18 protein-coding genes are annotated in these 18,954 nt (G+C 69.6%); 7 read left to right on the top strand and 11 right to left on the bottom strand.

Features of this window, described 5'->3' with window-relative positions:
- Positions 1 to 148 precede the first annotated feature (148 nt).
- Positions 149 to 1,486, bottom strand: coding sequence for a carboxylesterase family protein (locus U3653_RS31960; RefSeq protein ID WP_195080653.1), 1,338 nt, complete (start codon positions 1,484 to 1,486; stop codon positions 149 to 151).
- A gap of 92 nt (positions 1,487 to 1,578) precedes the next feature.
- Between U3653_RS31960 and U3653_RS31955 the strand changes: the two genes are divergently transcribed.
- The 3 genes from U3653_RS31955 (at position 1,579) to U3653_RS31945 (ending at position 3,653) form a co-directional block, all read left to right on the top strand.
- Positions 1,579 to 2,154 (top strand): TetR-like C-terminal domain-containing protein, encoded by a 576-nt coding sequence (locus U3653_RS31955; protein ID WP_195080654.1) that lies wholly within the window; start codon positions 1,579 to 1,581, stop codon positions 2,152 to 2,154.
- Positions 2,155 to 2,322: 168 nt separating this feature from the next.
- Entirely contained in the window at positions 2,323 to 3,090 is a 768-nt protein-coding gene (locus U3653_RS31950; RefSeq protein ID WP_195080655.1) for a DsbA family protein, read from the top strand.
- A complete protein-coding gene (locus tag U3653_RS31945; RefSeq protein ID WP_195080656.1) occupies positions 3,087 to 3,653 on the top strand; it encodes a vitamin K epoxide reductase family protein in 567 nt (188 codons plus the stop codon). The genes U3653_RS31950 and U3653_RS31945 overlap by 4 nt, the downstream gene beginning before the upstream one ends.
- 6 nt (positions 3,654 to 3,659) lie before the next feature.
- Here U3653_RS31945 and U3653_RS31940 read toward each other — a convergent pair whose 3' ends face one another.
- Positions 3,660 to 4,784: a S1C family serine protease gene (locus tag U3653_RS31940; protein WP_195080657.1), complete on the bottom strand. Its 1,125-nt coding sequence runs from the start codon at positions 4,782 to 4,784 to the stop codon at positions 3,660 to 3,662.
- Positions 4,785 to 4,941: 157 nt separating this feature from the next.
- Here U3653_RS31940 and U3653_RS31935 point away from each other — a divergent pair, with 157 nt between their 5' ends.
- Both U3653_RS31935 and U3653_RS31930 read left to right on the top strand, forming a co-directional pair.
- A complete protein-coding gene (locus U3653_RS31935) occupies positions 4,942 to 5,994 on the top strand; it encodes an NAD(P)-dependent alcohol dehydrogenase (protein WP_195080658.1) in 1,053 nt (350 codons plus the stop codon).
- A gap of 73 nt (positions 5,995 to 6,067) precedes the next feature.
- Complete coding sequence (locus U3653_RS31930; RefSeq protein WP_323124548.1) at positions 6,068 to 7,261, top strand: AI-2E family transporter; 1,194 nt, start codon at positions 6,068 to 6,070, stop codon at positions 7,259 to 7,261.
- A gap of 119 nt (positions 7,262 to 7,380) precedes the next feature.
- Here U3653_RS31930 and U3653_RS31925 read toward each other — a convergent pair whose 3' ends face one another.
- On the bottom strand, positions 7,381 to 8,673 hold the full coding sequence (locus tag U3653_RS31925; protein WP_195080659.1) for a phthiocerol/phthiodiolone dimycocerosyl transferase family protein: 1,293 nt from the start codon (positions 8,671 to 8,673) through the stop codon (positions 7,381 to 7,383).
- Positions 8,674 to 8,792: 119 nt separating this feature from the next.
- Here U3653_RS31925 and U3653_RS31920 point away from each other — a divergent pair, with 119 nt between their 5' ends.
- Together U3653_RS31920 and U3653_RS31915 are read left to right on the top strand one after the other, a co-directional pair.
- Complete coding sequence (locus U3653_RS31920; RefSeq protein WP_195080660.1) at positions 8,793 to 9,356, top strand: TetR/AcrR family transcriptional regulator; 564 nt, start codon at positions 8,793 to 8,795, stop codon at positions 9,354 to 9,356.
- A gap of 112 nt (positions 9,357 to 9,468) precedes the next feature.
- The gene (locus tag U3653_RS31915; RefSeq protein WP_324722495.1) at positions 9,469 to 10,794 is read left to right on the top strand and encodes a tetratricopeptide repeat protein; all 1,326 of its coding nucleotides are present in this window, start codon (positions 9,469 to 9,471) and stop codon (positions 10,792 to 10,794) included.
- Here the strand turns inward: U3653_RS31915 and U3653_RS31910 are convergent.
- From U3653_RS31910 to U3653_RS31875, 8 genes are all read right to left on the bottom strand, one after another.
- Positions 10,784 to 11,350, bottom strand: a complete 567-nt coding sequence (locus U3653_RS31910; protein ID WP_195080662.1) for a TetR/AcrR family transcriptional regulator — start codon at positions 11,348 to 11,350, stop codon at positions 10,784 to 10,786. The two genes, U3653_RS31915 and U3653_RS31910, sit on opposite strands and share 11 nt — an antisense overlap.
- Positions 11,350 to 11,772, bottom strand: a complete 423-nt coding sequence (locus tag U3653_RS31905) for a VOC family protein (RefSeq protein WP_195080663.1) — start codon at positions 11,770 to 11,772, stop codon at positions 11,350 to 11,352. Before U3653_RS31905 ends, U3653_RS31910 begins: the two co-directional genes overlap by 1 nt.
- Positions 11,773 to 11,878: 106 nt before the next feature.
- Positions 11,879 to 14,185: a 5-methyltetrahydropteroyltriglutamate--homocysteine S-methyltransferase gene (metE, locus tag U3653_RS31900; RefSeq protein WP_195080664.1), complete on the bottom strand. Its 2,307-nt coding sequence runs from the start codon at positions 14,183 to 14,185 to the stop codon at positions 11,879 to 11,881.
- 394 nt (positions 14,186 to 14,579) lie between these two features.
- Positions 14,580 to 15,449 (bottom strand): 3-hydroxybutyryl-CoA dehydrogenase, encoded by an 870-nt coding sequence (locus tag U3653_RS31895; RefSeq protein ID WP_063017438.1) that lies wholly within the window; start codon positions 15,447 to 15,449, stop codon positions 14,580 to 14,582.
- Positions 15,450 to 15,834: 385 nt separating this feature from the next.
- Positions 15,835 to 17,124, bottom strand: coding sequence for an isocitrate lyase (aceA, locus tag U3653_RS31890; protein ID WP_067797205.1), 1,290 nt, complete (start codon positions 17,122 to 17,124; stop codon positions 15,835 to 15,837).
- Between the two features lie 731 nt (positions 17,125 to 17,855).
- Complete coding sequence (locus U3653_RS31885) at positions 17,856 to 17,987, bottom strand: hypothetical protein (protein WP_323124547.1); 132 nt, start codon at positions 17,985 to 17,987, stop codon at positions 17,856 to 17,858.
- 313 nt (positions 17,988 to 18,300) lie between these two features.
- The gene (locus U3653_RS31880; protein ID WP_195080665.1) at positions 18,301 to 18,564 is read right to left on the bottom strand and encodes a hypothetical protein; all 264 of its coding nucleotides are present in this window, start codon (positions 18,562 to 18,564) and stop codon (positions 18,301 to 18,303) included.
- Positions 18,564 to 18,953 carry a hypothetical protein gene (locus U3653_RS31875; RefSeq protein ID WP_195080666.1) on the bottom strand — a complete coding sequence of 130 codons (390 nt, stop codon included), beginning with the start codon at positions 18,951 to 18,953 and terminating at the stop codon, positions 18,564 to 18,566. The genes U3653_RS31880 and U3653_RS31875 overlap by 1 nt, the downstream gene beginning before the upstream one ends.
- Position 18,954: the final 1 nt, after the last annotated feature.

Raw genomic sequence — 18,954 nt, 5'->3', positions numbered from 1 at the left:
TGCCCGACCAACGCCGCCGCGTCCATCAACTCCGGATCCGGCCTGCCCTCTCCCTGCACCCAAACATTCTCCTCGAACCGGCCCGCAGGGCCGGGTCGACACCCCGCGTTATTCAGCAGCGTCCTAGCGTCCGGCGGCACGAGCGCGGTCATGGCAAGTGCCGGACGAAACGCGAGCCCGGTCGATGCGGCGTCCAGCCGGTGTCGGCGATCCGGCCGGTGCGCACGAATTCACCCCAGTACCGGCGGGTTCCGGCACCCAGCTCATCGATCTGCGCAGGGGTGAGCGGCGCGAGCATCGGGGCGGCGCGCCAGGTGTCGCCGTCGGCGAACAGCAGCGGCAGATCGATGCAGTGGCAGGCGCCGTAGGGGTTCTCCGGGTGCAGCTGTCCCATTCGATAGCAGTACACGCGCGCCCCGGCGCCGGCCAGTTCATCGGCGAATCGGAACATGCCGTCCTCGAACGCCTTTCGCCCGATCAGCCGCTGTGCCGCCGAGTCCAGCCGGGCTCCGAGCGCCGGTAGTCGCCGGAGCCTGCCGAAGACCGGATGCGGGCCACCGTAGAAGGCGCGCGCCTCTTCTTGCGTGCAACCGAGGAGGACCGGCAGATCGGCGGCGGCGGCGCGCGCCGCTGCTCGCCAGGTGTGCTCGCCGGGCAGCGGTCCCGCGTCGGCCACGGGCAAGAAGGGCGGCGCCGAATTCAGCGCGCCGGGCCCGGCGCAGCGGCGAACGGTGCGTCCTTGCGCGGCGAGCAGTTCGCGCAGGGACGCGGTGCGGGGATCGGCGTCGAGTTCGGCGAGGAACATCGCTCCCACCCGCTCGGCCCTCCGATGGCTGTGGAATCCGATGCCGAAGGGCGCGCTCTGCACGACAGCCCCGGCGAACAGCGACCGTGCCGTCGCGATCCCCAGCAGCGCGACGACCGACTGCCCGCCCGCGGACTGTCCCGCCACGGTGACGCGCCGCGGATCGCCGCCGAATTCGGCGATGTGCGCGCGCACCCACCGCAGCGCCGCGATCTGGTCGAGCAAGCCGAGATTCCCCGCCGACACGCCAGGGGCACGGAGATAACCCAGCACGCCGAGCCGGTAGCTCACCGACACGACGACAACGCCGGTCTCGCCCACGAACCGGACCGCGTCGTACAGGTTCCACTGCCCGCTGCCGGCCAGGTAGGCGCCACCGTGCAACCACACCAGCACCGGACGTCCGCCCGGCTCGGCGGCCACGGGTGCGGTGACGGTGACCGCAAGGCAGTCCTCCGACTGCTCGAGCGGGTCCGCCCGCCCCATCACACTCTCGAGCCGTCCCGGCAGCTGCGGCGCGATCGCGTAGGGGCGCGTCGCGTCGTACACCCCCTCGGGCGGCGCGACCGGCTCGGGCGCACCGAATCGCTCGGCCCGCGCGTAGGGGATGCCACGGAACACCGCGACCTCGCCGCGAGCCTCACCCCGCCAGCGCCCGGAAGGCGCGATCACCTCGTCCATACCACTCTCGCCTTCTATCGCAAGTCGACTTGCGATAGCACACGCTAAGGGCCGCCGCCACATAACGCAAGAGAACTTGCGATAATCGCCCGGTGAGTAAGCCCCCCGCGCAGATCCGCGGCGCGCGTCTGCGCGAAGCCGTGCTGGACGCGACCCTGGCCAGGATCGAGTCGGCGGGCATCGGCGCCGTGCGGGTCGCCGACGTCGCCGCCGACGCGGGCGTGCACGAGACATCGATCTACCGCCGCTGGAAGACGCTGCCCCGCTTGCTGCTGGACGCCTTGCTGTCCCGGGTGGCCGAAGAGATCCCGCTGCCGGACACCGGGTCGTTGCGCGGCGATCTGGAGCGGTTCACGACCGATCTCATCCGATTCGCGCGCACGCCGTCCGGCCGGGCCCTGATCCGCGGCAGCGTGCTCGTCGAATCCGATCCCGGCGTCGAGGCGATCCGGCGCGAATTCTGGGTCCGGCGGCTGGCGTCGTCCGAAGAGATCGTCCGGCGCGCCGTCGCACGCGGCGACGTGGCGGCGACCGTGGATCCCCGGCTGACCATGCTGGCCCTCGGCGGGCTGGTCCACCTGTACGTCACCCAGTTCGACGGCGAGCTGCCGCCGGAGCTGGCACGCGACGCCGTCACGCTCGTGCTCATGGGCATCCTGCCGCGCTGAACGGGGCCGGATCGGGTTCGCGGCGGCAGGACCGGATATTTCGGAATCTCTCAGGTAGGCCGACGATGATGACGGCTGTGGGCCGATCACCCGGGGAGATGGTCGGCGGATCTACGATCGTGGCGGCAGGAAAACCGTCCGGCGAGCGAAAGGCGTGGTGAGCGCACGGTGAGCAAGAACCAGGGTGGGAAGTCGAACCCGCTGCTGGCGGCGGAACGCGCCGACCGCAACCGCAAGATCTTGATCCAGGTGGCCGTCGCCGCCGTGCTCGTCGCGCTGATCGCGGCGATCGGCATCGGCATCGCGGTGAAGAAGAACCGCAAGGACGATCCAGGACCCACCCCGTCCATCGCCGCGACCGCGGGCGCCGTGCCCGCCTCGATCACCGACAACGGCGCCGTCCGCGTCGGCAAGCCGGACGCGAAGGTCACCGTGCGGGTCGTCGCCGATCTGCAGTGCCCCGCCTGCAAGGCGTTCGAGGCGGCGAACGGGCAGGTGCTCGAGGACGCGGTCGCCAGCGGCACCGCGGTCGTCGAATACAACGTGATCGCCTTCCTGGACAAGGCGTCCACCACGCGCTACTCCTCGCGCGCGGCCAACGCCTCCTACTGCGTCGCCGAAGCCGACCCGTCGAAGTACCAGGCCTGGCTGAAGACGATGTACGCCCAGCAGCCCGCGGAGGGCGGCGCCGGCCTGCCCGACGATCAGCTGGTCCAGATCGCCAAGAGCGCCGGCTACACCGACGACGCGGTCGCCCAGTGCATCACCGACCACAAGTACGACAAGTACGTCCAGGCCCGCACCAAGGAAGTGCTGGACAGCGGCATCCAGTCCACCCCGTCGGTGTTCGTGAACGGCAAGAAGGTCGAGTCCAGCCAGCAGATCTTCGGCGCAGGCGGCCTCGCACCCGTGATCAGCGCCGCCGCGGGCCAGTGATCGCCGCGGGGCCCCGGGCCGCGTGGGTCCTGTTGATCGGCGGGCTGGCCGGCTGGCTGGCCGCGGTGGCGTTGACCGTGGAACGGTTCAAGCTGTTCACCGATCCCGGTTACACGCCGTCGTGCAGCATCAACCCGATCCTGTCCTGCGGGTCGGTGATGGTGACCGATCAGGCCTCGATCTTCGGGTTCCCGAACCCGCTGATGGGCATCGTGGGGTTCTCGGTCGTCGTCACACTGGGCGTGCTGTCGGTGGCCGGCGTCGGCTTCCCGCGCTGGGTCTGGGGCGGGATGTGGCTGGGCACCCTGCTCGGCGTCGGGTTCATCTGCTGGCTGATCTTCCAGAGCCTGTACCGGATCAACGCGCTGTGCCCGTACTGCATGGTGGTGTGGGCGATCATCACGCCGCTGCTCGCGGTGAGCACCGACCAGCTGTGGGGGCGCTCGCGCGGTCCGCTCGGCGTGCTCGCCGAGTGGCGCTGGACGATCGTCGCGCTGTTCTTCGCGGTCGTGCTGGTGCTGGTGTTCCTGCGCTTCCAGGACTACTGGCTGTCGCTGGTCTGAGGCCGATCAGTTCGGCGGTCCCTGGACCAGCGCCACCGGCACGGTGCGCGCGCCGCCGGCGCCGGTGATGCCCAATCGGACGGTCTCGTTGGGCTTGCGCCTGTTCAGCGCGGTGCGCAGCGACTGGGCGCTGGTGACGGTGTGGTCGTCGAGCGAGGTGATCACGTCTCCTGCGGCCAGACCGGCGGCAAAGGCGGGCATGCCGTAGATCGCCATGTCCACGCGGGCACCGGTCCCAGCGGGCAGCGCGTTGGAGACGAGCACGCCGAGCGTGGCCGTCGGGCCGATGTGCACGGTGTCGGTGGGGGTTCCCGAGCGAATCTGCTGGACCACTCGCATCGCGGCGTCGATCGGCACCGCGTAGCCGTTCGCCGGATGGTCGGCGGTGCGCGCCCCGTCGCCCGACGCCGCGGCGATCACGCCGACGACCGACGCCTTGTGGTCGACCAGGGCTCCGCCGGACTGTCCCGGCGTGACCGCCGCCGCCACCTCCAGCATCCCGTTGAGCGCCTTGCGCGACAGATCGGCGGCGTTGATCGCCACGATGGCGCTGTCCAGGTCGGTGAGCGGGCCGTGCACCGCGGTGGGCGGCCCGCCGGCGCCGCCCGCGTTGCCGATGGCGAGCACCTCCTCACGCAGCCGCAACGCGCCGGAACTGCCGATGGTCGCGGTCGGCAGCCCGTCGGCCGCCGACAGGTCGAGCAGGGCGATGTCGGCCTCGGCGTCGTAGCCGAGCACCACCGCGTCGTAGGCCTTGCCGTTGCCCACATCGGTCGCGGTCACGGTGTCGGCGCCCTTGACCACGTGATGGCTGGTGAGCACCTCGCCGTCGGCGGTGAGGACGATGCCCGACCCCGCCGCACCCGGCCCGGATCGTTCGGCCGAGGCGTTGATGTTGACCAGCGCGGGCCGCACCGCCGCGGTGACCACTCCCGCGTCGAGCGGCTCGGGCGGAGCGAACACGACCGAGGCCGCCGTCCCGGCCGGGCCGGTCCGATCGCGGGCGGGGAGATCGCCGCGATACCCGAGGAACGCGGCGATCATGATCATGAGCGTGACGACCAGCACGAACACCCGGCCACCGCCCGGCGCGCGGCGCGCCCCGATCCACTGCTGCCGTTCTTCGTCCATGGCTCTCCCGCCTCGGCCGAACCTCCCGAACCCATTGTCGCCGCTGCGCGCGCCGAAGATCATCGAACCGGGCAGCCCGCCGGAAAAACGGCCCGTGAGCGTGTCTTTTTCGTGTCACAGTTGGCAACCGCACCCATGCGGCGGTAGGCATGTCCTCATGAGCACTGCCGCCGCCTACGCCCTGTCCACTCCCGATGGCTCGTTCGAGAAGGTCACGATCCAACGCAGGGACCTGGGCCCGCGCGACGTGCTGATCGACATCAAGTTCGCGGGTATCTGCCATTCCGACATCCACACCGCGCGCGACGAGTGGGGCCGCACCCGCTACCCCTGCGTGCCCGGTCACGAGATCGCGGGCGTGGTCGCCGCGGTCGGATCCGCGGTGACCAAGCATCGGGTCGGCGATCGCGTCGGCGTCGGTTGCATGGTCGATTCCTGCGGCGTCTGCGCGCCGTGCCTGGCCGACGAGGAGCAGTACTGCACCGCGGGCGCGACCATGACCTACAACACCCCGGTCGACCCGGCGGTCGAGCCCGGCGGGCACACGCTCGGCGGTTACTCGACGCAGATCGTGGTGACCGAGAACTTCGTGGTCGCCATCCCCGACGGCATCGGTCTGGACGTCGCGGCGCCGCTGCTGTGCGCGGGCGTCACGCTGTACTCCCCGCTGCGGCACTGGGGCGCGGGGCCGGGCAAGAAGGTCGCCATCATCGGCATGGGCGGGCTCGGCCACGTCGGGGTGAAGCTCGCGGCCGCGATGGGCGCCGAGGTCACCGTGCTGAGCCACTCGCTGAGCAAGCAGGACGACGGCAAGCTCTTCGGCGCGACCGGCTACTACGCCACCAGCGACAAGCAGACCTTCCGCGAGCTGCGCGGCCGGTTCGACCTGATCCTCAACACGGTCTCGGCGAACCTGCCGATCGACGACTACCTGCGCCTGCTGAACCTGGACGGCACCCTGGTGATCCTCGGCCTGCCCGAGCACCCGATGAGCGTCAAGCCGTTCAACCTCGCCGCGTACCGCCGCTCGCTGGCCGGCTCGATGATCGGCGGGATCGCGCAGACCCAGGAGATGCTGAACTTCTGCGCCGAGCACGGCATCGGCGCGGAGATCGAGCTGATCGCCGCCGACGAGATCGACGGCGCCTACGACCGGGTCGTGGCCAGCGACGTGCGCTACCGGTTCGTCATCGACGTCTCCACCATGTGAGCCCGCTCTCCGCACCGGCGCGGCCGCGCGGTGTCTGGCCGCGAACCGCTCCCGGCGTGGGTACCTTGGCCTTGTGCCCGCGGAGGACGAAGACGAGACGCCACAACCGGCCATCGCCGCACCCGGCATGCCGCCGTGGCTGCCACGCGCGTTCCTGCTCGCCGCCGCGACGGTCACCGGGTTGCTGGCCGCCTTTTGGGTGCTCGAGCGGCTGCGGAGCCTGCTGACGATTCTGCTGGTCTCCCTGTTCCTGGCTTTCGCGATCGAACCGGCGGTGAATTCGCTGGCGCGGCGCGGCATGCGGCGCGGCCCCGCGACCGGTTTGGTGTTCCTCGGCCTGACCGCCCTCGTCGTCGCCTTCTTCTGGACGCTCGGTGCGCTGCTGGTGGAGCAGGTCACCACGTTGGTGCAGCACGCGCCCGAATACGCCGACCGGGGCGTGGACTGGATCAACCACACTTTCCACAAGGATCTGTCCAGTACGGACATCCAGAAGTACGCCACCGACTGGAGTTCGACCCTGGAGGGCTATCTCACCGGGTTGGCGGGCAACGTCTGGGGCATCGGCACGGCCGCTCTCGGGGCGCTGTTCCAGGGTCTCGGCATCCTGCTGTTCACCTACTACTTCGCCGCCGACGGGCCCCGGATCCGCACCGCCGTCTGCTCGCTCCTGCCGCCACGGCGGCAGCGGCACGTCCTGCGCGCCTGGGACATCGCGGTGGACAAGACCGGCGGCTACATCTATTCCCGCGGACTGCTCGCGCTCGCCTCGACGCTCGCGCACTACGTCATGCTGCGACTGCTGGACGTGCCGTCGGCGTTCGCCCTCGCGCTGTGGGTCGGCGTGGTCTCCCAGTTCATCCCCACGGTCGGCACCTATCTCGCCGGTGCGCTCCCGGTGATCGTGGGTCTGGTGCACGGGCCGAGCACCGCGCTGTGGATCCTCGGCTTCATCGTGCTCTACCAGCAGTTCGAGAACTATGTGCTGCAACCGCGCATCACCGCCACCACTCTGGACATGCACCCGGCCGTCGCGTTCGGGGCGGTGCTGGCGGGCGCCGCGCTACTCGGCGCGACGGGCGCGCTGCTCGCCATCCCGGTGACCGCGACGGTGCAGGCGTTCTCCGGCGCGTACATCCGCCGCTACGACGTCCCGGCCGACGTGGAGGCCGACATCGATCGCCGGACGGGCTCGCCAAAGCGCCGCAAGAAGTTCGCCAGGCAGTTGACGCTTCGTTTCGCGGGTCGTCACGACCGCTCGGACTGACTCGCGACCGGGTGAGACGACGCATGCCGTGGCGTTCGAATGATCCGGCCGAACCCGGCCGGGCGCTCCCTGCGTGATCCGCTGAAGTCACGAGCTGTCGGTGGTGCGTCGGCGCGTAGCTAGGCGGCGCGGACGGTAGCCAAGGTCCGGATCAGCGCCTGGCGTACTTCGCCCAGCTGCGCCGGGCTGTGGCGCGCGGTGTCGTATTCCACTTGGATGGTCATCCGGTCGCCGATGGTGAACACGGTGAGTTTCGGCGGCATGCCCGCCACCATCGCGAAGACGTCGTTGCGGACGATCCGCAACCGCGGCGGAACCGAAAGGGCCTGCAGGCGGCCGATGTTCGAGATGGCGAAGGTATTCGGCGCCGAGAGCAGTGCGGCGGTCGCCGGGTCGCCGACCTGCTGGGCGGCGAGCATCATCAGCAGTGCCTCCTTGCGCTCGACCGAGGCGCGCATGCCCGACGCCACCGCGTGTGCCAGCGCGATCGGGTCGGCGTCCGCGTCGACGAGCGCGAATGTGCCCACCCCCGACACGCAGTTGAGCACGGTGCTCGCGGGCAGCGGCGGCACGAGATCCGCCCGGACGTCGACCGCGTGGCCGCAGACCATCGGCAGCGCTCCCGCCGACGGCTGCAGCCGGGCTCGGAAGGCGGCGAATGCCGCTCCCGCGACGAGGCTGTTCACCGAGACGCCGTGGACTCGGGCGGCGGCGATCACCGCGGCGGTCTCGATGTCGTCCAATTCGATGCGCTCCAGCGTCAACCGGTTCGGCCGGTGCGCGCCCTCACCGAGATGGGGCAGCTGTCGCGGCGTGAGATCGGCGGTCATCATTTCCGCGCCCGCGCGCATCAGGTCGAGCAGCCCGGCGACCTCCTCGGCGGAGACGATGCGCGCCAGCCTGGTGTCCATCGCCTCGGGCAAGCTCTGATCCGGATTCGCGTGTGGTGCGGGCGCACCCGTCACCTGGGCGGTGTACCGCTCCCACAGTTGCGCGAGCAGCGCGAAAGCGGATCTGCCGTCGGCGATGCCGTGGTGGATGGCCAGCACGATCCGATCGTGCTCGCCGTCGCGCAGGAGATGCGCGTGGAACAGCCCTCCGGTCCAGTCCTGCGGCGTGTTCAGCAAATTCAGGTACTCCGGCTCGCCGCCCTCGGTGATCGTCAAGCGGGGCCGGTAGGAGTCGTCGCGCCGGAAGCATCGCACTCCCCCGGCGTCCACCTGTTCGCTGCGCAGGAGCGGATGCGCGGCCGCCAAGTCGGCGATCACGCGGCGTAGCGCGGACACGTCGAGGTCGCCTCGCACGGTCGAACCGATGAACAGCGGCATGCCGCCCACCGGGATGCTGCCGATTCTGGTGTCGGAGCCGAAGTAGCTGCTTTCGAAGGGGGACAGGGGGCGCTGATCGGTCATCATCTCGTTCCTTCTCGCGGGGATGAGCCCAACATACGCATGTTTCAAACGCTTGTCACATACAAACGTTTGAAACGATCGTCATAAACGTCCGTATGGCCCCTTGCTAAGGTGCTGGGGTGGGAACCCGCGAAGACCTTCTCGCCGCGGCCAAGCGGTGCTTGGCCGAGCGCGGCTACGCGCGCACGACCGTGCGCGAGATAGTCGCCGCCTCCGGCAGCAACCTGGCCGCGATCAACTACCACTTCGGCACCAGGGACAAGCTGCTCAACCAGGCGATGATCGAATCCAGCGCGGAAGCGGTACAGCGGATCGCCGCGGCGTTGCCGCAGGACGACCCCGTGACACCGGCGGCGCGCCTGGAAGTCTTCTGGCGCGAGCTCATCGCTTCGTTCGTCGAGGACCGTCCGCTCTGGTCGGCGAATATCGAAGGTATGGCGCAGGCGCTGCACTCCCCCGAGGTGCGCGCCGAGCTGGCGATCGCGGAGGAAAACGCTCGCGAGCAGCTCTGGCAGCTGTTCGGCCCGACCCGAGGCGCGGCGACCGACCGCGCCGTCGGCGCTGTGCTGCACGCGTTGATCGGTGGTCTCATGGCCCAGTGGCTGGTCGATCCGGAACACGCGCCGTCACCCGACGAGGTGATCGCCGGATTGCGCGCTCTCGCAACCGAACTCGGCGACTGAACCGCCGGTCGTCCCGGCGTATCCCACGCCTCGGGTAGCCATGGGTCGCCCGCCGATGTAGAACTTCTCGGAAAAGGATCGCACCACTCGGTGCCGAGGCTGGATGGGAACAATGCTGAAGCGGCCGCCGGACCTGGCCTTCGACCTCGGCAAGATGCACCGCAGGCGCAACGACGTGGCGGCCGCGCGCGAGGCGTTCCAGATCGCCATCGCCTCCGGCCATCCGAACTGGGCGCCGTTGGCCGCCGCCGAGCTCGGCGGGCTGCTCAGCGCGACGGGTGACAAACCGGCCGCGGAAGGCGCCTACCACGTCGCGGTCGACTCAGGCCATGAGGACGCGGCGCCGCGCGCGGCCTACAACCTCGGCCTGCTGCTGGCCGAGCGCGGCGACACCGCGGCGGCCGAAGCGATGTACGAGCGCGCCGCCGAATCCGGTCATCCCGACGCGGCGCCGCGGGCCTGGATCAATCTCGGTTATTCGCGCGCCAAGCGTGGGGACGCGGACTCGGCGCGCCTGGCTTACCAGCACGCGATCGACGCGGGCCCCGGCGACATCGCGCGGCTCGCCCTGTCCAACCTGGCCTACCTGCTGCGCACCGCCGACGACCTGGACGGCGTCAAAGCCGCCTACCGCACCGTCATCGACGGCTGGCCGGCGGAGCAGTCGCTCATCGTCGCGGGCGACCTGGTCCAGCACCTGAGCGAGGCGGGCGATCTGGCGGGGGCCAGGGAGGTCAGCCGGTCCTTGGCCGAAGCGGACGATCCCGCCGTGGCCGCGCGGGCCAGTTTCGACATCGGGGTGTTCAGCGAGCAGCTCGGCGAGCCGGACGTGGCGCTGGCGGCCTTCCAGCGCGCCCTCGATTCGACGGATGCCGAAGCCCGCGTCCGGACGGCGGCGGCGCTCGCGCCGATCTACCACGAACGCGCGGCGACCGTGCTGCGCGAGACGGACTGGGCCGGGCTGGCGCACGCCCACGGATCGGCGAGCGACGCTCCCGCCATGCTCGCCGACCTGATCAGCGCGGCCGTCGAGGAGCAGGCGCGCGGGATCGTCTTCCTGTACTCCGCCGTGCTGCACCAGGGTTCGATCTACTCCGTCACCGCGCCCGCCGCCGAGGTCGTGCTCGGCGCCCTGCTGCACGAGCGCACCGACGTGACCTACGCCCGCGCCTGGCTGCGCGAGCCGCAACCGCTGCGCCTGGATCTGCTCAACTGGCTGCACGAGGTGATCGCCACCGCGGCATGGCAATCCGCCGCCGAGGACGACGCCGAGCTCACCCCGGCCGACCGCGCCGCCGCCGCGGCCTGCTTGGCGCTGCTGCCGCGCGTGCGTGCCGCCACCGCGGCCGCGCTGGCCATGGCCGAGGCCGCCGCGGTGGCCGACGCCGCCACCGAGGTGCTCGCGACGCTCAGCACGCTGCCCGCCGTCAGCGGCTGATCGCGCGCAGCACGGCCGCGACCGACCGCTCGGCGAGTTCGTCGGTGAGCGGCAGGTGCCCGAACAACGCCCGGTAGTAGATCGGCGCGGCGACCGCGTCCAGCACGAAATCCAGATCGATGTCCGGGTCCACTTCGCCGCGCGCGATGGCCGAGCGCAACGCCGTCGCGGTGGTTTGCCGCCGCGGTTCGAAGACGGTGGCCAGGAAATGGGCGCGCAACCGCTCGTCACCGGACAGGTCGGCGACCAGCGCGGGCAGCACCCGGTGCAGCGACGTATCGCGCAGGGCCGCAACCAGATCTCGCATGGCGCCGGTCAGGTCGGCGCGCAGGTCGCCGGTGTCGGGGGTCGGTCGCACGCCGAGCAGTCCGGCGACCACGTCCACCACCAGGTGCCGCTTCGACGGCCATCTGCGGTAGATCGCCGGTCGGTGCAGGCCCGCCCTCGCCGCGACCCGGCCGATGGACAAGTCCGCGTATCCCACCTCGTCGAGCAGTTCACGCGCGGCGGCGAGCACCGCGGTGTCGATGCGGTCGTCACGGGTTCGCCCCGCCATCAGAACACCGGGCGCGGCATCAGGACAACACGCCAGCCGTCCGGATCGGGAAAGGTCAAGCCTCCGTTGGCGGCCCAGAACGGATTCTCCGCCTCCACCGGTTCGACGCCGAACTCACCGAGCCGCTGTGCGACGTCGTACATGTGCGACTCGCCCGCGAAGTAGAGCACCAGCAGGTTCTCCCGGCTCGGCGCGTCGCCAGGGCTGCCGTGCACATGCGTGGTGAATTCCAGGTGGTACCCGGCTCCTGGCAATCCGACCATCACCCCGTCGTAGCCCGCGTGGTCGTGGAAGCGGTAGAGCTCGCGCAGGCCGAGCCCTTCGACATAGAACCGCACCACCTCGTCGAGCCGGTCGGTCGGGCGGGCGATACGGACCTGAGCGACGCGCAGAGAGTCGGGCCAGCTGTCATCGGTGTCCATAGTTCAACGATACAGTACGGACTGTACTGAAATCGGCACCGAAGAAATGCCGAGGGCCGTCCCCGTTCGATCGAACGAAGACGGCCCTCGGCACCTTCTGATCAGCTCACTCGGCGGACTCCACGCGCCTGCGGACGCGACGCGCCGCCGCGACCATGTTGCGCAGCGACGGCTCCAGCTGCCAGTAGTGCCGGGTCTTCAGGCCGCCGTCCGGATTCGCCCACAACCGCTGCGGCGTCACCGCTTCGGCTGCCGCGGTGAGCAATTCGTCCAGCTCGTCGATATCCGGGATCCGCGCGGACCGGCTCTCGTACACGCCGGGGCCGACGCCGTGGCTGAGTCCGTGACCGGTGGCGCAGTCCTCCTTCAGCGCCCGCAGCACCCAGTCGATCGAGCGCGTCGCGACGATGGCGGTGACATCGGCGTCCAGTTCTTCGATCGCCTCGACCACCTCGGCGCGGCCGGAATACCCGATGTGCGTGTGGATCTGGGTCTCCGCCTGCACCCCGGACGTAGCCAGGCGGAACGCGCCGATCGCCCAGCGCAAGTACTCGGCGCGGCCCTCAGGGCGCAGCGGCAGCATCTCCCGGATCGCGGGCTCGTCGACCTGGATGATCGCGATGCCAGCCTTCTCCAGGTCGACCACCTCGTCGCGGATGGCCAGCGCCACCTGGTCGGCGGTCTCGTGCAGGGGCTGGTCCTGCCGGACGAAGGAGCGGGCGATCATGGTGACCGGCCCGGTGACCATGCCTTTGACCGGCTTGTCGGTGAGCGACTGCGCGTAGGTGATCCAGTCCACCGACATCGGCGCGGGCCGCGACACGTCGCCGTAGATGATCGGCGGCCGCACGCAGCGGGAGCCGTACACCTGCACCCAGCCGAAGTGGGTGGTCGCGAAACCGTCGAGCAGCTCGGCGAAGTACTGGATCATGTCGTTGCGTTCGTGCTCGCCGTGCACCAGCACGTCCAGGCCGATGTCCTCCTGCAACCGGATCGTGGCCTCGATCTCGGCCTCGATCCGCTTGCGGTACTCCTCGTAGGACAACCGGCCCTGACCGAGTTCATAGCGCGCCTGGCGGATGCGGGCGGTCTGCGGGAAGGAGCCGAGCGTGGTGGCGGGCACCGGCGGCAGGTTCAGCTTGCGCTGCTGGGCTTCCCGGCGCACCTCGTAGGGCTCCCGCGAGCGCATGTCCGAGGTGATGGCGTAGACCCGCTGCCGCACGGCGTGCTTCTGCTTGAAGTGCACCTCCGTGGGCCGCTTGCGCCACTTGTCCGAGGGGCCTTCGGTGAGCGCCTTCGCGAGCGAGACCACTTCGCCCACCTTCTGTTTCGCGAACGCGAGGCGGTCGGCGACGTGCCCGTCGAGGTCGTATTCGACCAGCAGGTCGTAGGGCACGTGCAGCAGCGTGGTGCCGGTCGAGACCACCAGATCGGGGCACACCTGCGCCAGCTCGTTGAGGTATTCCAGCGTGACGTAGCGGTCGGCGCGCCAGACGTTGCGTCCGCTGATCACGCCCGCGTACAGGCGCTTGCGGCGGATGCCGGGCACCCGCGCCAGATCCTCCGGGCGCATCCGGTGGCTGGCGAGGTCGAGGCCGATCGCCTCGATGTTCGTGCTCGCGAGGATGGTCAGCGCCTCGCCGAAGTCGCCGTACTGTCCGGTGACCAGGATGCGCGGGCGCAGCGGGGCCTTGCCGAGCCGCTGATAGGCCGACTCGAACGCGGCCAGTTCCGCGGGCGTGCGCTCGCTGGTGAACGCGGGCTCGTCCAGCTGCACGCAGGTGGCGCCGCGCTTGGCGAGGATCTCGAACAGTTCCTCGTAGACCGGCAGCAGCTTGTCCAGCAGGCTCAGCGTGTCGAATCCGCCGGACTCACCGGGGATGTGCCCGGCCTTGGACAGCAGCAGCAGCGACACCGGGCCGATGACCACCGGCCGCAGCTCGATGCCCACCGCCTTCGCGCGGTCGAATTCGTCGAGCAGCGCCTCCGGGTGCAGCGAGAACTCGGTGTCGGCGTCGACTTCCGGCTGGCGGTAGTGATAGTTCGTGCCGAAGAACCGGACCAGCTCCAGCGGCGGCAGGTCCGGCCGGCCGCGGGCCATCAGGAAGTAGAAGTCCAGTGGATGCAGGCCTTCGCGATACGGCTCGAACCGCTTGGGCACCGCGCCGAACAGCAGCGCGTTGTCGAGCACGTGGTCGTAGAAGGAGAAGGTGTTGCCGGGCACCTGGGTCAATCCGGTGGCGGCCAGCTCGTTGAACTGGGTCTCCTGGATCTCCCGGCCGACCGCGAGCAGCTCCTCGCGCTCGAGCGAACCGTGCCAGTAGGCCTCCAGCGCCCGCTTGAGCTCGCGGTGCGGCCCGATCCTGGGATAGCCGAGGATGCTCGACCCGTAGCCGTCGGTCACGTTCACCATGAGCGGGATACCTTCTTTCGATCACCTGCGCGGCCCTTGCCGGGATCGACGGATCGATCCGGCGCTGCGCTCCGGATACCCAGCCGAACCGTCGCCATTGCCCGGCTGTTGCAGCTTATGCCGATTGCCGTCACCGGCTCGGCGACACCGATCTGGTCGGCTCCGCGTCGAGGTCGGACAGCGCCACCGGCTGGGAGCCATCGCCGCGGCGCACCCGCTGGCAGATAGTTGTGCTCGCATTCTCAGCCCCGTCGGGTGCGAGTCTTACGAGCACCGTTCGCGGCCCGTCTCGCGTCCGAGTGTCCGTCACGCATGCGCCGCAAGCGCGAGCGGCGGACGCTCGGACGCGAGACTCCCAGGGGCCGCGAACATGCAGCGCCGCAGGCGCTGCAAATCAAGCACGGTACTGGTAGAAGCCCGCGCCGGTCTTCTTGCCGAGCAGTCCCGCCTCCACCATGCGCATCAGCAGCGGAGGGGCCGAGTACAGCGGCTCTTTGAATTCGCCGTACATGGAGTCGGCGATGGACTTCACGGTGTCCAGGCCGACCAGGTCGGTCAGCGCCAGCGGGCCCATCGGGTGGGCGCAGCCGAGCACCATCGCCTTGTCGACGTCCTCCTTGGTGGCGAAACCGGACTCCACCATGCGGATCGCCGACAGCAGGTACGGCACCAGCAGCGCGTTGACGACGAAACCGGAGCGGTCGGCCGAGCGCACGACCTGCTTGCCGAGCACGTCGCCGGCGAAGGCCTCGGCCCGCGCGGAGACCGACTCGCTGGTCTTGAGCGTGGTGACCAGCTCGACCAGCGGCAGCACCGGGACGGGATTGAAGAAGTGCATGCCGACCACGCGCTCGGGGTTCGCCGTGGCGACCGCGATCTTCATGATCGGGATGGAGGAGGTGTTGGAGGCCAGCACGGCCGAGGGGTCGGTGACGACCTTGTCGAGTTCGGCGAAGATGCTCGTCTTCACCTTCTCGTCCTCGAGCACCGCCTCGACCACCAGCTGGCGGTCGGCGAAGTCGCCGAGGTCGGAGGTGAACCGCAGCCGCCACGCGGCCTGTTCGCGCTCGCGCTCGGTGATCTTGCCGCTGCTCACACCGCGATCGAGGGACCGCAGGATGCGTGCGCGGCCCGCCGCGGCCAGTTCCCGGGTCTGCTCGTACACCAGTACGTCGACGTGCGCCCTGGCACACACCTCCGCGATTCCGGCGCCCATCTGGCCGGCGCCGATGATGCCGACGCGTTGGATCTTTTCGCTGCTCACGTCCCGCTCCTGCTGGGTTGTCTGGCTCTGGGGTGGCTGGTCTGCGAAGGTTTCGCTCCGGTGTGAGCGCGTCCTTCGATGGTCCAAGGTATAGGGATGCCCTCCCCGCCGGGGCTGTTCAGCGGGGAGGGCAGTACACCCCTACCGGAGTAGAGGAATGTCGGTTTTCACGTCGGGAACCTCACTTCCCTCGGCTAGTACCGGTTGTGGGCATCGGTTCGTGAGTTCGGCTGCTTACGCAACCACCCACGCGGGGGGCCATCTAGGGCCGTTGGCGGCCCGTCTCGCGTCCGAGTGTCCGGTGCGCATGCGCCGCAGGCGCGAGCAGCGGACGCTCGGACGCGAGACTCACAAAGGCCGCGAACACGCCGCGCGGAGTCGCGGCTTAATGAAACTGACCCTCTTCGGTCGAGCCCTTCAGCGCGGCCGTCGAGGTGTTCGGGTCGACGGTGGTGGCGATGGTGTCGAAGTAGCCCGCGCCGACCTCACGCTGGTGCTTGATGGCGGTGAAGCCACGCTCGGCGGCGGCCTTGAACTCGCGCTCCTGCAGGTCGACGAAGGCGGTCATGCCCTCGCGGGCGTAGCCGTAGGCCAGGTCGAACATGCCGTAGTTGAGCGAGTGGAAGCCGGCCAGGGTGATGAACTGGAACTTGAAGCCCATCGCGCCGAGCTCACGCTGGAACTTCGCGATGGTCGCGTCGTCCAGGTGGGCCTTCCAGTTGAAGGACGGCGAGCAGTTGTAGGCCAGCAGCTGGTCCGGGAACTCGCCACGGACGGCCTCGGCGAACTTGCGCGCGACCTCGAGGTCCGGCACGCCGGTCTCCATCCAGATCAGGTCGGCGTAGGGGGCGTAGGCCTTGGCACGCGCGATGCAGGGCTCGATGCCGTTCTTCACACCGAAGAAGCCCTCGGGGGTGCGGGTGCCGTCCAGGAACTCACGGTCGCGCTCGTCCACGTCCGAGGTGATCAGGGTGGCGGCCTCGGCGTCGGTGCGGGCGATGATCACCGACGGCACGTCGGCGACGTCGGCGGCCAGACGCGCGGAGGTCAGGGTGCGGATGTGCTGCTGGGTCGGGATCAGCACCTTGCCGCCCAGGTGGCCGCACTTCTTCTCGGAGGCCAGCTGGTCCTCCCAGTGCACACCGGCGGCGCCGGAGGCGATCATGGCCTTCTGCAGCTCGTAGGCGTTCAGCGCGCCACCGAAGCCGGCCTCGGCGTCGGCGACGATGGGGGCCAGCCAGTTCGACACGGAGGTGTCGTTCTCGATCTTGGCGATCTCGTCGGCGCGCAGCAGCGCGTTGTTGATGCGGCGGACCACGGCCGGAACCGAGTTGGCCGGGTACAGCGACTGGTCGGGGTAGGTGTGGCCGGAGAGGTTCGCGTCACCGGCGACCTGCCAACCCGACAGGTAGATGGCCTTCAGACCGGCGCGGACCTGCTGGACGGCCTGGTTGCCGGTGAGGGCGCCGAGGGAGTTGATGTAGTCCTCGTTGTTGACGAGATCCCAAAGGATCTCCGAGCCGCGGCGGGCGAGGGTGTGCTCCTCGACGACGGTGCCCTGGAGCTTCGACACCTGCTCCGCGGTGTAGTTACGGGTGACGCCCTTCCAGCGGGGGTTGGTGTCCCAATCCTTCTGGATTTCCGCGGCGGTCCTCGGGGTGCCGGTGGTCGACATCTGTGACTCCACTTCTTCGTTCGGTGCCGCCGCCCGGTTCGAGCTACGAAACAGCTCGTACTGCTGGAGCGGCGATTTGCAGGCTTGCTAGGCCCTTGGGGTGTACTTCCACACGATGGCACACGAAGAAATAGCCGTCTACCTGTTGTTAGTGTGAATCTAAGCTAGGTTTTCCACCCCCTTTGCTAACCCTGCAAAATTTGCCCTTGAATTGCAGCAGTGCAATCTACCGGCCGGTAGCTCTGACATGGGGTTTTAGCGTAACGCTCGTACTGTTAGCGATCGGCGAGCGGCCCCCTTTACCCCGGCGCTGCCATTCCCAACTGTGAGGACCTTCACAGAACTCCTGTGGTCCATGCCACGCGTCGATCACCGGCTCCGATCACCCGGCCTCCTCGGTTTCCGAACCCCGGAGCGTGCCTGCTCCGCCCGCCCTGCGCGCTCCGCAGCCGCCCGCCACGCCCACTGCCCGGCACCGCCATCCACGCTCCGCAGCAGCCCGCCATGCCCGCCGCCCGGCACCGCCATCCGCGCTCCGCAGCTGCCCGCTACGCCCACCACTCGGCACCCCGCCCTGCGCGCTCCGCAACTATCCGTCATACCCGCTGCTCGGCAGCCGCCCTGCGCGCTCCGCAGCTGCCCGTCATGCCCGCCGCTCAGCACCCGCCATGCGCACCCCGCAGCTGCCCGCCATGCCCGCCGCTCAGCACCCGCCATGCGCCCGAAGGCCGTCAGTCGGATTCCTCGGACCATCCCCATAGCCGGGGTCGGCGCGCGGAGTCCGGCGTGATGCGCCCGGCCGCGATCAATGCCGCGAAGGCGGCGCGCTTGCGGGGGCAGTCGTGGTCGCGATGCAACTGCATCGCGCGATGAGCGTCAGCGAGCGTGAAGGCTTGCCGCGGTCGGCTACACGTCCACGCCTCCGGCCAGGTCACCGGCCGCAAGGAACAACGGGCACGGGCGGGATTACGCGGGCGGTCGGGACGGCGCGGTCGGGCGATCGGCCAGACGCATGCGACACCGACCGCGGCGAACGCGCCACCTCCGACCACGGCGAGAATGCTGTGCACTATTTGCCACATGCCCACGGCCGCTCGCCTTCCGCGACACAGCCGTTGTCCGCGCCCGCCGGAGGCAGCGCCAACTGCGCGAGCCCGTCGAGCACCTGTTGAAAGGTCACCACGTCCGGCGTCCCTCGAGCGCCGGTCCACGCTCGCTGTCGTCGAGCGGGAAAGCGACACCGCGACGATGAGCACGTTCGCGCGGACTGAACTGCTGCGGAACGATCCGGCCGCTCTGCACCAGCGTGCAGTAGGCGACCCACTTCCAGGCGCACTGCTCGATCCGGCAGGCGCGGTGACGCTGCATCTGCCGGTGCGCCAACCCGAGATCAGCGGATGCGCAGACGCGCGGCGGAGCCAGGATCACGTGTCGATCCATCACGCCGCCCCGACTCCGACCCTCGGCGCAGCCTGCGCCGACCGCGCCCAAGTGCACTGTGGGCAAACGGTTTCCAGATCGAACCCCGCCTCACAGACCAACGCGGGCCGGTTGTCCACCTGCTCGAGATCGAAAACAACGAGCACTTCGATCGCGAGCCCGCCCGCGATCGAGAGCACGTACCCGATCGGATCATCGACATCGACCGGTGGACGAACCGTGTAGACGTATTGATAGCCGAGCGTGCGAGCATGCCGCTGCACCGCGTAGGCATGCCGCGGCGCGTCCGCACCGGACACGTCACCGCGAACGAGCCCGATCGCTTTCGGCTCTTCCCCACTCGCGGCCGAGCGGAGACCCGAGCCGACATCCACGACTTGCCTGTTCATC

Origin of the sequence: Nocardia implantans, from assembly GCF_035544775.1 — a bacterium.
GTDB lineage: Bacteria > Actinomycetota > Actinomycetes > Mycobacteriales > Mycobacteriaceae > Nocardia > Nocardia implantans.
The sequence above is the reverse complement of the archived record's forward strand: the minus strand, read 5'-3'. Positions and strand labels throughout refer to the sequence as shown.

What these genes read in the sequence shown, in the direction of transcription:
- U3653_RS31880 (WP_195080665.1), bottom strand. Translation starts at nt 18,564, where the DNA reads ATGGATCGACACGTGATCCTGGCTCCGCCGCGCGTCTGCGCATCCGCT.
- U3653_RS31885 (WP_323124547.1), bottom strand. Translation starts at nt 17,987, where the DNA reads ATGCAGTTGCATCGCGACCACGACTGCCCCCGCAAGCGCGCCGCCTTC.
- metE (WP_195080664.1), bottom strand. Translation starts at nt 14,185, where the DNA reads ATGGTGAACGTGACCGACGGCTACGGGTCGAGCATCCTCGGCTATCCC.
- U3653_RS31935 (WP_195080658.1), top strand. Translation starts at nt 4,942, where the DNA reads ATGAGCACTGCCGCCGCCTACGCCCTGTCCACTCCCGATGGCTCGTTC.
- aceA (WP_067797205.1), bottom strand. Translation starts at nt 17,124, where the DNA reads ATGTCGACCACCGGCACCCCGAGGACCGCCGCGGAAATCCAGAAGGAT.
- U3653_RS31875 (WP_195080666.1), bottom strand. Translation starts at nt 18,953, where the DNA reads ATGAACAGGCAAGTCGTGGATGTCGGCTCGGGTCTCCGCTCGGCCGCG.
- U3653_RS31915 (WP_324722495.1), top strand. Translation starts at nt 9,469, where the DNA reads ATGCTGAAGCGGCCGCCGGACCTGGCCTTCGACCTCGGCAAGATGCAC.
- U3653_RS31905 (WP_195080663.1), bottom strand. Translation starts at nt 11,772, where the DNA reads ATGGACACCGATGACAGCTGGCCCGACTCTCTGCGCGTCGCTCAGGTC.
- U3653_RS31925 (WP_195080659.1), bottom strand. Translation starts at nt 8,673, where the DNA reads ATGACCGATCAGCGCCCCCTGTCCCCCTTCGAAAGCAGCTACTTCGGC.
- U3653_RS31940 (WP_195080657.1), bottom strand. Translation starts at nt 4,784, where the DNA reads ATGGACGAAGAACGGCAGCAGTGGATCGGGGCGCGCCGCGCGCCGGGC.
- U3653_RS31910 (WP_195080662.1), bottom strand. Translation starts at nt 11,350, where the DNA reads ATGGCGGGGCGAACCCGTGACGACCGCATCGACACCGCGGTGCTCGCC.
- U3653_RS31960 (WP_195080653.1), bottom strand. Translation starts at nt 1,486, where the DNA reads ATGGACGAGGTGATCGCGCCTTCCGGGCGCTGGCGGGGTGAGGCTCGC.